Here is a 13,270-nt window from a genome sequence, read left to right on the forward strand (position 1 = left end):
GTATGTCAAACGAAGCACCCGAACAACTCCGTGCAAGCGCTCGAAGGGCTTCTGGATTTGCAACGATACTCACAAGAGTCCCTCCCAATAAAAAAAGTCGGCCTCCGCAGAGCGCCGACTTCTAGTTTCAAGATGAGGCTTGCTAAATCCTTCCTTATTTGAACAGCTTGCCGAGGTTCGCCATCTCAATCGCGGTCACAGCCGCTTCCCAGCCTTTGTTCCCGGCCTTGGTACCTGCGCGCTCGATCGCTTGCTCGATCGAATCTACGGTCAGGACACCAAAGATCGTCGGGACGCCAGTGTCGAGCTGAACGCGGGAAACGCCCTTGGCTGCTTCGTTGCAGACATAGTCGAAGTGCGGGGTGGACCCACGAATCACGGCCCCGAGGGTGATGACCGCGTCGTACTTGCCGGATGCTGCCATTTTTTGCGCGATCAACGGGATCTCAAATGCACCCGGTACCCACGCGACATCCACTGCATCTTCCTCCATACCGTGACGCTTGAAGGCATCAAGCGCGCCTCCGAGCAGTCTGCTGCCGATGAATTCGTTGAAACGACCTACGACTACGCCTACGCGCAGACCTGTTGCGATTAAATTGCCTTCTAGGTAGTTTGCCATTTGGATTGATCTCCCTTCGTGATTACAACTGGACGGGCTTTTTCAGCGGTACAGTCTCGATGATTTCCAGACCGTAGCCGAGCAGCCCTGAAAATTTGCGCGGGTTGTTGCTGAGCAGTCGCATCTTGCCCACTCCAAGGTCGCGGAGGATCTGGGCACCGATACCGTAATCCTGGGCATCGGTTACTGCCGCATGTCCCTTGATCTTGGCGGCGAGGCTGCGCTCCTGCGAGGTGTTGCGGATATGCAGGAGCACGCCACTGCCGTTCGCCTCGATCTCGCGCATCGCCGCCTCCAACTGCGAGTGGCATTGGCAGCTGTGCGAGTCGAACAGATCCCCGAGCGGGCATTCGTTGCGCACGCGCACGAGCGTAGGGATCTCTGCCTCGAAGTTGCCTTTGACGAACGCGAGGTGTTCCTGCCCATCGAGCAAGTTGGTGTACACATGTACATCAAACGTGCCGTGTGCAGTCGTCAGCTCGGTTGATGCGGAACGCTCGACGAGTTTTTCGCGATCCTTGCGGTAGGCGATCAGAGCGGCGATGGTGATCATCTTCAGATCGTGCTCTTCGGCAATCTCCACGAGGTCGGGCACTCTCGCCATCGTCCCGTCCGCTTTCAACACTTCACAGATCACACCTGCTGGATAACTACCGGCGAGGCGGGCGAGGTCGACCGCCGCTTCGGTGTGACCGGGGCGCCGCAGGACGCCACCGTTTTTGGCGACGAGCGGGAAGATGTGACCGGGCTTCTTAAAGTCTTTCCCCGTCACGGCCTCGTCGATCAACGCCGCAACCGTTACGGAGCGCTCATGTGCGGAAATGCCCGTCGTCGTGCCGCGCATCGCGTCGACCGACACGGTGAACGCGGTGCCGTGCTCGTCCGTGTTGACGTGTACCATCGGGCGCAGGTCGAGTTTCGTGGCACGCTCCTCCGTGATCGGCACACAGACAAGTCCGCGGCCATGCGTGATCATGAAATTGATCGTTTGTGCGGTGGTGCGGTCGGCCAGAGAGATGAAGTCTCCCTCGTTCTCGCGGTCTTCGTCATCGACGACGATCACGACTTTTCCAGCCTTGAGGTCAGCAAGCGCTTCTTCGATCGTATGGAACATCGCTATTTCCCCTCTCCCCGTTTACGCGAATCCATTGTTGCGCAGGAAGTCCATGCTCATGCGGGCTCCTCCCGCATCTGAACCAGACCCTGGCAGGTGCGCTCCCAACAGCCGCTCGACGTACTTGCCGATGATGTCAACCTCCAAATTGACGGTCGAGCCCACACGGCGATGGCGCAGGACGGTGATCTGCCACGTGTGCGGGATCACCGAGATGCGAAAGGATTCGCTGTCTGCGTCCATCACCGTCAGCGAGACACCGTCGATCGTGATCGAACCCTTTTCCACGACGTAGCGCAGGACGTTGGGCGGTGCGGCGAGGCGTACCACTTTGGCGATGTCCTCGTCGACGATCGAGATGATCTGCCCGACCCCATCGATATGCCCGGACACGATATGCCCGCCGAATCGCCCGCCCATCTGCATCGCCCGCTCCAAGTTGACCGGCGAGCCTGACGAGAGTTCGTGCAGCGTGGTCCGCCGCATCGTCTCAGGAACGACGTCGACGGTAAATGAGGACTTGTCAAACGCCGTGACCGTCAAACAGATCCCGTTGATCGCGATCGAGTCGCCCAGTTGCACGCCGTCGAGAACTTTGCTCGACTTGATTTTCAGGTGAATCGCTTTCCCCGCAGGACGAATCTCTGCGATCGCGCCCACTTCTTCCACAAGCCCTGTGAACATTTAGTTGTCACCTCCCAAATCGGGATAGCCCATGATGCAGACGTCGTTCCCATAGACGGTGATGCTCAAGTCGCGCAGTTGGAGCGCCTCCGACATTTTGGCAAACCCCGTTCCGCCAAAAGGTGTCGGTGCCGTAGCTCCGCCGACCAACTTCGGGGCGATGAACGCCATCACTTTGTCGATCAAGCCCGCTTCCAAAAAAGCGCCGTTGACCGTCGCACCGCCCTCGACGAGGAGGTGGGTGATGCCTTGCTTGTAGAGTTCTTCTAACAGGTGCAATACGCTGCGATCCGCTAAGGAGAGGACGCGAACGCCGCGCTCGCGCAGACGGGTCGCTTTTGCCTCATCATGTTCCGGCCCGGTGACGATCCATGTCGGTGCCACCGTCGTATCGAGCACCTTGGTGGTCTCGGGGATGCGCAAGGAACTGTCGAGGATGATCCGCGTCGGGTTCTTGCCGCCTCCGTCAGGCAGGCGTGTGGTCAACTCCGGGTCATCCGCGAGCACAGTGCCGATCCCGACGAGGATGCCATCTACTTCATCGCGTACCTTATGTACAGCAGTCCGCGCCGACGGGCCGGTGATCCAGCGTGAATCTCCCGTGTGTGCGGCGATCTTGCCGTCGAGGGTCATCGCCGTTTTCACGACCACGAACGGGCGCTGCGTGCGTATGTTGTGCAAAAAGCGCTCGTTGAGCTGGATCGCTTGTTCCTCCAGCACCCCGACTTCAACGGCGATGCCGGCCTCGCGAATCCGCTGAATCCCGCGTCCCGCCACCAATGGGTTCGGGTCTTGCATCGCCACGACAACGCGCTTCACACGTGATGACACCACGAGGTCGGCACAGGGAGGTGTCCGCCCGTGATGACTACAGGGCTCCAGCGTCACGTACAAGGTCGCCCCCTCCGCCTGCTCCCCCGCCATCCGAAACGCATGCACTTCCGCGTGCGGCTCGCCTGCTTTCAAGTGGGCCCCGAAGCCGATGACTCGACCCTCCTTGACCAGCACGGCCCCGACCATCGGATTCGGGTTGGTCTGGCCCTGCGCTTGGGCCGCGAGGTCCAGCGCCATCTGCATGTAGTGTGTATCGCTCACTCGAATCCACCACCTCTAGAAGTTTCTAAGCTGCCCAAAACAAAAAGCCCTGAAATCAGCAGATCAGCTGACTTCAGGGCAGTAAGATTGCGTTCGGTACGGACTTAGACAGACTGACGCCTGAGATAAAAAAGGCTAGAGTTCTCCCGTCATCCGTTCACAACACATTCCTTCTCTCATCCGGACTATACCGTCGGTACTGGATTCACACCAGTTCCTGCACCGCAATCATCGGATTGCAGGCTCGCGGACTTAGCCCCTTTTGAAAAAAGAGTCATCACCGCCGGTCGGGAATTGGCAGATTCACATCGCCTCACCACGCCCTGAAGGAACTATTAAGTTAGTTCAGATATCAGTATAGCCTTACTTTGCCAGCTCGTCTACCCCACTTACCCGACGTACAGGCTACCCTCTGGGTATTTGAGGTTTGCTTTGTCTGCATAACGCGCGGCCAACGCCAGCGCGATCGTAAGGGGGCCCAGTCGCCCGATGTACATCAAGATGATGATCAACGCCTTGCCCGGATCGCTCAGCGTCGGTGTCAAGTTGGTGGACAGCCCAACGGTTGCGAACGCTGACGTCGTTTCAAACAACAGGCGCAAAAAGTCGACGTTCTCTGTGACTGTGAGCACCATCGTGGAAAACGTGACCAGCAACAACGCCATCACCGCGATCACCAAGGATTTGTAGATCATCTGCGGCGCGATCGAACGTCCGAATACGACAGGGCGCTCCTTGTTGGTGATCACGGTGACGATGTACAGCAAGATAACAAACGTCGTGACCGTTTTGATCCCGCCCCCGGTCGACCCAGGGCTGGCCCCGATAAACATCAAGATGATCGTCCAAAGCAGACCACCTTGCGACATCGTCTCATAGTTAACCGACGCGTATCCTGCGGTACGTGCCGTCGTCGAAGCGAAAAACGAAGCCAACCACTTGGTGCCTTCCGAGAAGTTTCCAATCGTGCCCGGATTGTGATTCTCGAACAAGTAATACCCCACCGTCCCGATCACCAGAAGCACGGCGGATACCAGCAACACGATCTTCGTATGCAGCATCGTGCGCTTGCGGAGAAACACATGCCGCATGTCAGCGAGAACTGTAAATCCGATACCGCCGAGGATGATCAAGAAGCCAATCGAGATGTTGACCGTCGGATCGCCGACATAATCGGAAATCGACTTGAAACCGCCAAACAAGTCAAATCCAGCGTTACAAAATGCGGATACCGAGTGGAACATCCCATAATAGATCGCTCGTCCCAGCGGCATGTCGAAGGAAAACCGCGTCGCGAGGATCAAGCCAAAGAAAAATTCAATCCCCAATGTGATCAAGACCACGTTGCGCGACAGTCGAATCAATCCTTCCAGCGACGAAACGTTCAACGCTTCTTGGATCAACAAGCGTTCCTTGAGACCGATCTTGCGCCCCGTCATGATCGTGATGAAGGTCGCGAGGGTCATGAAACCCAACCCCCCGATCTGGATCAATGAAATGAGGACGATCTGGCCGAAATGATTAAAGTACGTCCCCGTATCGACCACGATCAGCCCGGTAACGCACACAGCAGACGTCGCCTCAAGCAAGGCATCAACAAATCGCAGGCCTTCACCACTTTGCGAGGCAATCGGCAAGGAGAGCAGGATGGCTCCGACGAGGATCAAGACCGCGAAGCCGATGGACAAGACCCGTGCAGGAGTAAAGAAACGCATTTTTTTCATTTTTTGCATCCAGCTACCCCTTCCTATGTGATGTAACAGGAAGATTTTACTTGGTTCTGCGTGGAACGGCAAGGACTTCCTGTTAATTACTTACTTTGCATCCGGTATGGTCGTATACTACAATAAGTAATGGCTCAACAGAACAAAAGCCTTCCGATACTCAACTTGGTGGAGTGTGAGCGATGAATAAGCGATGGAACTGGTGCCGAACCCTGTGTATGGCGCTCAGTCTGGTATCCGTGACTAGTGTTTCCCACGTGTACGCAACTGATGAAATTCCCACTGGACTTACTGCCAAGGGTGCTGTCGTGCTCGACATGCAATCCGGCCAAGTCCTCTACGATAGCCACAAAGACGACCTGGCATTTCCCGCCTCCATCACCAAAGTCATGACCTGCATCCTCGCCTTGGAAAAAACTGACCTGCGCGACCTCGTCACCACTTCACAACTCGCTCGCGAGCAAGAAGGCAATCGCGTCTATCTAGAAGTCGGGGAACAAGAGCCGATGGAGCAGATGCTCTACGGATTGATGCTGAACTCTGGTAACGATGCCGCCGTGGCGATCGCCGAACACATCTCCGGCTCGGTCAGCAAGTTTGCCGACTTGATGAACGAAAAAGCCCAGCAACTCGGCGCTACCCACACCCACTTTGTGACGCCCAATGGGCTCCATGACGACAATCACGTTACCACGCCCTACGACATGGCATTGATCGCCAACTATGCGATGAAAAATTCAAAATTTCGGGAAATTGTGGCAACTCAAACCTACGACTGGCACGGACAAGCGTGGGACTCTCATCTCGTCAATCTCAATCCGATGCTCTGGAACTACGACGGTGCAACCGGTGTGAAGACAGGATTCACCGACCAAGCGCAGCAGACGATGATCGCCTCCGCTAAACGTGGTGACCGCGAAGTGCTGGCGGTGCTGATGGGCGTGCAAGTGAAGCAGACGATTCGCCTCGAAACCACACAATTGCTCGACTATGGCTTCGACCAGTTCACCACGGCCCGCCTCGCCCAGACAGGTGACACGCTCGGCACGTTTGAAGCGAACGGGCAGGAGGTTCATGCGGTCCTGCATCAGGACGTCTACGGCACACTTCCGATAAGCGATACGGCAAAAATGGAACCGTCTGTACACCTCACCGTGCCCACCGCTCCCTTCCCCAAAGGCTCCAAAGTCGGCTCCGTCGACTATCTGCTCCAAGGCAAACGCGTGCTCACTGCTGACTTGTACGCGGCTTCGGACGTACTCTCACCCGTGATTCCGACTGGTCAGGCCAAAACACGAACATTCACCTACGTCCTCCTCACCACCGCGGGACTCGCATTTCTCACCGTTTGGTTCTGGAAGCGCCGCGTTCGTCGCCTCCGTCAAGTTACCACAAGCTATAAGGGGCATTAAAAATATGGATTAAAAAGGAAAGAACCCCGCCTTGAGCGAGGGTTCTTTTTTTTAGAAACTCTCTTAAAATACCGATTGCGAAAAACCCGAACAATCGAGTAAAATAGACACATAACATTCGTTGTTAAAAATAAAACTACTTAAGGATGGTGACTTTCACTTGTTTACACAAGGGAAACTTCGCATGACCCGCACGTTGATGACCGCCATGCTTGCAGCCGGCCTCGTGGCCGGAATGCTCCCGCCCGCGCACTCAGGTGCGGCTGCGATCTCGTACCCGCTGATCACAGAGGTGTACGCAGACACCAACCTCTCCAATGAACCTGAGGAATACATCGCTGTCTCCAACCCGACGGCAAGCGCCATCGCGCTGAGCGGCTGGTATTTGCAAGTCGGCACCTCGAAATTGGTGTTCCCGTCGGGTGCCACGCTGGCAGCTGGGCAAACGATCTACGTCACCAAGCAAGCGACCGCTTTCAAGTCGGAGCAGCTCTTCCCCGCCACCTATGAGTACGGCGCTGACACCGATAGCACCGTTCCGCAGATGACGCTCTCCGGCTCCGTTCCTCCGCTCGCGAACGCAGGCAGTGTCGTCTACCTCTACAACGCCAGCGGTACGAACATCGACACGGTAGCGTATGGCAGCGGCACCAGTACGACTGGTTGGTCGGGCACCGCCGTCCCGAACGTATCCGGGGGTGTGATGTTCGTCCGGGAGAGGGATGAAACGAGCCAACTGTTCCCAGACAGCAACACGGCGGCCGACTGGAAGCATCTGCGCGTGTATGCCGCTGGCCAATCGCGCTACAGCGCACCGACCTATACGTATGCAGGGACGATGCAACCGTACTCCTCCCCTGATAACAGCTTCAACACGGTCGCGACCCTGCTGAACAGTGCGACGACCACGATCGACCTGAACGTCTACGAGTTCCAGATGCCTCAGTTGATGGATGTGATCCTCAACGCGATCAATCGCGGGGTCAAAGTCCGCGTGTTCTTGGAAGGTTCTCCGGTCGGCGGCTTGATCGATCAAGGCAAGTACGTCGCCCAACAAATCGTCAATGCAGGCGGCCAAGTCCGCTTCATCATCAACGACTCCACCACCGCCACGTTTAAACGCTATACCTTTGACCACGCCAAGTACGCGATCATCGACAGCAACAAGATCATGGTGCAGTCTGAAAACTTCAAAAGTTCCAGCCTGCCGTTCAATACCAACTATGGCAACCGCGGCTGGGGCATCGTGATGAACAGCGCCAACGTCGCATCGTTCTACTCCACCGTCTTCAACGGCGACTGGAACGTCAATTCGAAGGACTCCTTCCCGTTCACCGCTTCGAGCAAATGGGGCGCGCCCACAGCAGGTTTTGTCCCGGACAGCTCCACCCCGACGGCGACCTACAAAGGCAACTTCAAGAACAAAGCGATCACGGGGGAGTTTAACGTCACCCCGATTTTCGCGCCGGACAGCACGTTCCTGCAGAACAACTCGATCCTCGGCCTCGCCAAGTCTGCGACCAAATCGCTGCTCGTCGAACAACTTTACGCGCACAAGTTCTGGGGCCCGACGACAGGAAGCACGACGACCTCGCCGGACATCTACTTGGAGGAATGCATCAACGCCGCCCGTCGCGGTGTAAAAGTCCGCATCCTGCTGGACTCCGCGTTCCTCGATGCCACCGATCCGCGTGACAACCAATTCACCGTGCAATATGTCAATGACATCGCGACAACGGAACATCTCGACCTGCAAGCCAAACTGATCGACCTGAAAACGCTCGGCCTCGAAAAAGTCCACAACAAAGGCATGCTCGCCGACAGCTCCAAGACCCTCGTCTCCTCGATCAACTGGTCGGAATCCTCACCGGAGAACAACCGCGAGGCTGGCGTGATTGTCGACAATCCTGAAGTCAACGCCTACTATGAGCAACTGTTCTGGTACGACTGGAGCGCAGGTCTGCAAACGTGGTCCCCAGATGAGACCAAAGGCACTTCGAACGTTGTGATCTCCGAAGTCAATTATGATACGAACGGCTTTGACGCCACCCGTGAATACGTTGAGCTCTACAACAAAAACAACGTCTCCGTCGATCTCACCAACTACAAGCTGACCAACAAATCCGGCACCTTCACGATCCCGACTGGCACCGTGATCCCGGCGCACAGCTTCCTGACCGTCGGCAAGGACAGCACAGGCTTCTCTGCCTACAAAGGCTTCGGGCTCGACGTCTCCGGGATGAACCTGACGCTCACGAACACCGGCGATGACCTGTTCCTGAAAACCTCGGCCGGAGTAGCTGTCGATGAAGTGGCTTGGATGAACTACGTCTCTGGCTGGGGTCTCAGCACCAGCAGCGGACAAGTCCTCTCGCGCACCAACCCGACTGTCGATACCAATTCCTCCGCAGATTGGACGGTCGCAACACCCTCCCCGAAAAAATAACCACCACGAACTGACGAATACAGAAAAGAGCACTGAATTTCAGTGCTCTTTTTTGCTATTTCCCGGGTAATACTTTTGACCTACATCAAGTAGGCCTAAAGTATCGCTCAATCGAGAGTTGAGTGCGCCTTGCGTAACGTAAAAAAGCCGAGCAGCTTAGATCGCTGCCCGACTCCCAAACATCCCGGAAATCATCGGCCAGAACGGACGGAGAAACCCGTAGAATCCTCGAAACGTCCCGAAAAACTGAAACAGTCGCGGCAGGAACAACAAGAGAGTTGCCATCGAAGTCATCCCTCCTCTCAGGTATAAGATATGCCTGAGAAAGTGGACTTGCCTTCCGCACCTGTCATGATTCGCTTATTTGCTGAGCACACCGTTCATCAGGCGCGCCGGTACGATGTCGAGTGCAACCACATCGTCATAGCTTTCGCGCTTGACGACGAGGTCCGCGTGACCGTTCTGTACGAAGACAACGGCCGGGCGCGCGATGCGGTTGTAATTGGATGCCATCGAGTAGTTGTACGCCCCTGTGCTGGAGACCGCGAGGATGTCGCCCGCTTGCACCGCTGGGAGTTTCGCATCCCAGATCAGCATATCGCCCGACTCACAGGCCTTGCCTGCAATCGACACCACTTCGGATGGCACCTCCGTCGCACGGTTCGCCAACATCGCTTCATACACCGCTTGGTACAACGCTGGACGCGGGTTATCCGCCATACCGCCGTTGACCGACACATACTTGCGCACGCCTGGAATGTCCTTGCTCGACCCGACCGTATACAGCGTCGTGCCCGCATTGCCGACGATTGAGCGGCCCGGTTCGATCACCACTTCTGGATACTCCAAACCCAGACGGTCAAAGGAAGCCTTCACCGCCGTGGCAATCGCCTCGATGTATTCCTGGATCTGCAGCGGTGCGTCCTCCTCTGTATAGCGGATGCCAAACCCACCGCCGACATTGAAGACGGTCAGATCCTGCGCCGCCCATTCCTGCACAGCCTGCGCGTAAAACTTGGCGACGATATCGATCGCCAGCTTGAAGCCCTCGGTCTCAAAAATCTGCGAACCGATATGCGAATGCAAGCCGACCAAGCGCACACCCTTGGTCTGCACAGCCTGCTTCACCGCCTGTTCCGCCGCTCCGCTCGACAGGTCGAATCCGAACTTGGAGTCTTCCTTGCCCGTGGAAATGTATTCATGCGTGTGTACTTCCACACCCGGCGCTAACCGCAACAAGACATCTGCGACAACGCCCTGTTGCACCGCCAAGGCCCCGAGAAGTGCGAGTTCATGGAAGTTGTCGACAACAAATGCCCCGATCCCCGCAGCCAACGCTTGCTCAATCTCATCCGGGGTCTTGTTGTTGCCGTGGAAATGGATCAATTCCGGCGGGAAGTTTGCTTTCAAGGCGGTGTGCAGTTCCCCACCCGACACCACGTCCAGCGCCAACCCTTCCTCTGCGACGAGACGGCACATCGCCAGCGTGCAAAACGCCTTGGACGCGTAGGCCACTTCGTAGCGCAGCCCGGTGGTTTCCCACGCAGCTTTGTACGCGCGCATCGTATCGCGCATCAATTGCTCATCAAACACATACAGGGGCGTACCGAATTTCGAGACCAACTCCGTGGAATCCACGCCGCCAATCTCCAAATGCCCCTTTTCATTCACCCGACTCGTCCCGTGCAAAAACATGTGGCTGTCGTCCCCTCTCGTATGAAAAAACGGTCGACGAGTGGAAGTCGTCGACCGTTGCTGGTTCTGTATGACGTCCTCATCATCCCGTGGTGTGAAGATAGCTCATCGCCACTGGGTTGGGATGCCCATAGGCGACAGTCCGACATTTCTTCAATGTCGACCCAGCAGAGGAAGGTTGGTGCCTTCCTCCACTTCGGCGGTCGTCCTTTCCCGACTGCTCATCAGTGACCATCACTTCACAAGTCGATACTCTTACTACCCGCGCCTCTACCTCACCAGTAAAACAGATGAGGATACGATACTCGTTTATTTAGTTGTGCTTATTATACAAAGTTTTATGTGTCAATGCAATGCAGGATATGCAGTCAGAGCAAAAATCGTGCTAATTCGGCTGACGATCTTTGTCCCGCGGATGGACGATGGAGGGGCGCATCGCTTTCCCACGCATCGGGGCACGGACGAGGATGTTCAGCATCGCCTTGGCATTGAACGGGATCAACGGCCAGAGGTACGGACGGTTGATCGATTTGGTCGTCAGTAGCATCAGCGCCCACAGCCCGACGGCGATCACCAGCCCAATCCAGTCAAACACCCCGACAGCGAAGATGAAGATCATTCCGCAAAGCTTATTGGCCATCGACAACTCATAACTTGGCGTGGCAAACGTCCCAATCGCTGAGACGGCGAGATAGAGGATCGTCTCTGGGGAGAACAGCCCCACCTTCACCGCGATGTCACCGATCAACACGGCGGCGACCAAGCCCATCGCGGTGGCAAGCGGTGTTGGCGTGTGTATGGCCGCCATCCGCATCAAGTCGATCCCGATCTCGGCAATCAAGAACTGCAAGATGATCGGAATCGCCCCGACCGTCTCTGGCCCGAGAAACTCAAGCTGTGTCGGCATCCATTCGCGGTGAATCAGTGTGAAGAGAATCCATAGCGGAATCAGGAACATCGACGTCAGAATCCCCGCGAAACGAATCCAGCGGATGTACACCCCGATGATCGGATTCTCGCGGAATTCCTCGGCGTGTTGCACATGGTGAAACAGAGTTGTCGGCGTGATCATGACGGACGGAGACGTATCGACGTAGACCAACACATGCCCCTCCAACAGATGGTTCGCCGCGACATCCGGTCGTTCTGTATAGCGGACAACCGGGTACGGGTTGTATCGATTTTTACGGATCAGAAATTCCTCGACGGTCTTCTCCGACATCGGAATTCCGTCGATCTCAATCTTGCTGAGCCGATGCTTGATCTCTTTTACGAGTTCCAAATCGGCTACGTCTTGGATATAAGCGACACAGACGTCCGTCTTGGAACGAGTTCCGATCTTGAGGGTTTCCATCCGCAAGCGTGGGTCGCGGATCCGGCGGCGGGTCAGGACACAGTTTTGCACCATCGTCTCCACAAAGCCATCCCGCGAACCGCGCACCACCCGCTCCAACTCCGGCTCGCTCGGCGTCCGTGCCGGGTAACTGCGGGCATCGATGAGAAACGCCTGCTCATATCCGTCGACCAAGAGACAGGTCTGCCCAGACAGGATCGCCGTGAAGATCTGGTCGGACGTATCCACCTTCTCGACTTGGACGTGTGGCAAGTAGGTCTTGAACAGCTTGTCGAACGCATCGACAGCCAGTTGTTCACGCTTGAGCGTCGAGAGATTGCGCAACAATTCATCGAGGATGTCATCCTTGACAAATCCGTTGATGTAGATCATGCACATGTCGTGCCCCGCAAATGACAACTCGCGCTTGACCATGTCGAAGCTCTGTCCGATGCCCAGCACTCGCTCGAAGAACTTCAGATTCTCCGACAGTCGTTTGTGCAGCGGCAACTTCTGGTCTGCTGGTGGTATGTCGATATCAGTGCGAATCTGCGGCATCTTCAATTCCACTCCGTTTCAGGATTTCTAAAAAGGCCGCTTTCGTAATCGGCGCGCCCTTCATAAAATGATCCTTGCCTTGCATTTTTCCGATGTCACCGACGCCGACGATGATCGGGATGTTGCAGTCTGTCAACACATCGACCGTATCGCCATAGACCACGCCATCGGCGCTTTTTACCGGAATCCCGTCCTTGTCCACACCATCCTGAATCAGTCGCAAGTTCTGGTCGATCGAAAAATCCACGTGGACCCCTTCGACAAAAGGCGTGTTCGAGGCGACCGCAACGGCCCCTAACACCTCGATGTCCGGATGCTTGCTGAGGTACTCGATCGCTTGTTCGCCGAGGCCAAAGTCCCCGTTGCCATTGTCATCGAACATGACGACGACCGGATCGTGCTTGGCGTGCTTGACCAGATTCACGATCTGCTCGCCGTCCAGCGGCGTCGGGTTGCCAGACGAACGGGAGATCACGCGGCAACCGACTTGCGACGCCGCTTCCTCCACGGCACGTCGTGCCACTTGGTCGCCGTCTGTTACCACAATTACCCTGCGCTTGCCCGTCTCTTGGTGTTGAGCCATTCTA

At 56.3% G+C, this 13,270-nt stretch carries 11 protein-coding genes and 2 riboswitches; of the genes, 2 read left to right on the plus strand and 9 right to left on the minus strand.

All coding sequences use genetic code 11. The annotated features are described in order from the left end of the window. Positions 1 to 154 precede the first annotated feature (154 nt). The 5 genes from ribH to C7459_RS07540 all read right to left on the minus strand — a co-directional run bounded on the left by ribH (position 155) and on the right by C7459_RS07540 (position 5,248). The gene (ribH, locus tag C7459_RS07520; protein ID WP_109687974.1) at positions 155 to 622 is read right to left on the minus strand and encodes a 6,7-dimethyl-8-ribityllumazine synthase; all 468 of its coding nucleotides are present in this window, start codon (positions 620 to 622) and stop codon (positions 155 to 157) included. A 22-nt stretch (positions 623 to 644) separates the two neighbouring features. Continuing rightward, complete coding sequence (gene ribB, locus C7459_RS07525) at positions 645 to 1,736, minus strand: 3,4-dihydroxy-2-butanone-4-phosphate synthase (protein ID WP_109687976.1); 1,092 nt, start codon at positions 1,734 to 1,736, stop codon at positions 645 to 647. Between the two features lie 21 nt (positions 1,737 to 1,757). Then, positions 1,758 to 2,420: a riboflavin synthase gene (locus C7459_RS07530; RefSeq protein ID WP_109687978.1), complete on the minus strand. Its 663-nt coding sequence runs from the start codon at positions 2,418 to 2,420 to the stop codon at positions 1,758 to 1,760. After that, complete coding sequence (gene ribD / locus C7459_RS07535; RefSeq protein ID WP_425450719.1) at positions 2,421 to 3,515, minus strand: bifunctional diaminohydroxyphosphoribosylaminopyrimidine deaminase/5-amino-6-(5-phosphoribosylamino)uracil reductase RibD; 1,095 nt, start codon at positions 3,513 to 3,515, stop codon at positions 2,421 to 2,423. A 164-nt stretch (positions 3,516 to 3,679) separates the two neighbouring features. Continuing rightward, positions 3,680 to 3,850, minus strand: a riboswitch (FMN riboswitch). A 54-nt stretch (positions 3,851 to 3,904) separates the two neighbouring features. After that, the gene (locus C7459_RS07540) at positions 3,905 to 5,248 is read right to left on the minus strand and encodes a TrkH family potassium uptake protein (protein WP_109687980.1); all 1,344 of its coding nucleotides are present in this window, start codon (positions 5,246 to 5,248) and stop codon (positions 3,905 to 3,907) included. 173 nt (positions 5,249 to 5,421) lie between these two features. Between C7459_RS07540 and C7459_RS07545 the strand changes: the two genes are divergently transcribed. Then, positions 5,422 to 6,651 carry a D-alanyl-D-alanine carboxypeptidase family protein gene (locus C7459_RS07545; RefSeq protein ID WP_109687982.1) on the plus strand — a complete coding sequence of 410 codons (1,230 nt, stop codon included), beginning with the start codon at positions 5,422 to 5,424 and terminating at the stop codon, positions 6,649 to 6,651. Positions 6,652 to 6,811: 160 nt separating this feature from the next. Beyond that, complete coding sequence (locus C7459_RS07550; RefSeq protein WP_146200968.1) at positions 6,812 to 9,097, plus strand: lamin tail domain-containing protein; 2,286 nt, start codon at positions 6,812 to 6,814, stop codon at positions 9,095 to 9,097. Positions 9,098 to 9,253: 156 nt separating this feature from the next. Here C7459_RS07550 and C7459_RS23970 read toward each other — a convergent pair whose 3' ends face one another. From C7459_RS23970 to spoVAEA, 4 genes are all read right to left on the minus strand, one after another. Beyond that, positions 9,254 to 9,382 (minus strand): hypothetical protein, encoded by a 129-nt coding sequence (locus C7459_RS23970; RefSeq protein ID WP_281272755.1) that lies wholly within the window; start codon positions 9,380 to 9,382, stop codon positions 9,254 to 9,256. A 75-nt stretch (positions 9,383 to 9,457) separates the two neighbouring features. Continuing rightward, on the minus strand, positions 9,458 to 10,792 hold the full coding sequence (gene lysA, locus C7459_RS07555) for a diaminopimelate decarboxylase (protein WP_109687986.1): 1,335 nt from the start codon (positions 10,790 to 10,792) through the stop codon (positions 9,458 to 9,460). Positions 10,793 to 10,885: 93 nt separating this feature from the next. After that, a riboswitch (Lysine riboswitch) is annotated at positions 10,886 to 11,073 on the minus strand. A 104-nt stretch (positions 11,074 to 11,177) separates the two neighbouring features. Continuing rightward, positions 11,178 to 12,683 (minus strand): spore germination protein, encoded by a 1,506-nt coding sequence (locus C7459_RS07560; RefSeq protein ID WP_109687988.1) that lies wholly within the window; start codon positions 12,681 to 12,683, stop codon positions 11,178 to 11,180. After that, the gene (gene spoVAEA, locus C7459_RS07565; protein WP_109687990.1) at positions 12,664 to 13,266 is read right to left on the minus strand and encodes a stage V sporulation protein SpoVABEA; all 603 of its coding nucleotides are present in this window, start codon (positions 13,264 to 13,266) and stop codon (positions 12,664 to 12,666) included. Before spoVAEA ends, C7459_RS07560 begins: the two co-directional genes overlap by 20 nt. Positions 13,267 to 13,270 lie beyond the last annotated feature (4 nt).

It is taken from the genome of Tumebacillus permanentifrigoris (genome assembly GCF_003148565.1).
In the GTDB taxonomy this organism is placed as follows: Bacteria; Bacillota; Bacilli; order Tumebacillales; family Tumebacillaceae; genus Tumebacillus; species Tumebacillus permanentifrigoris.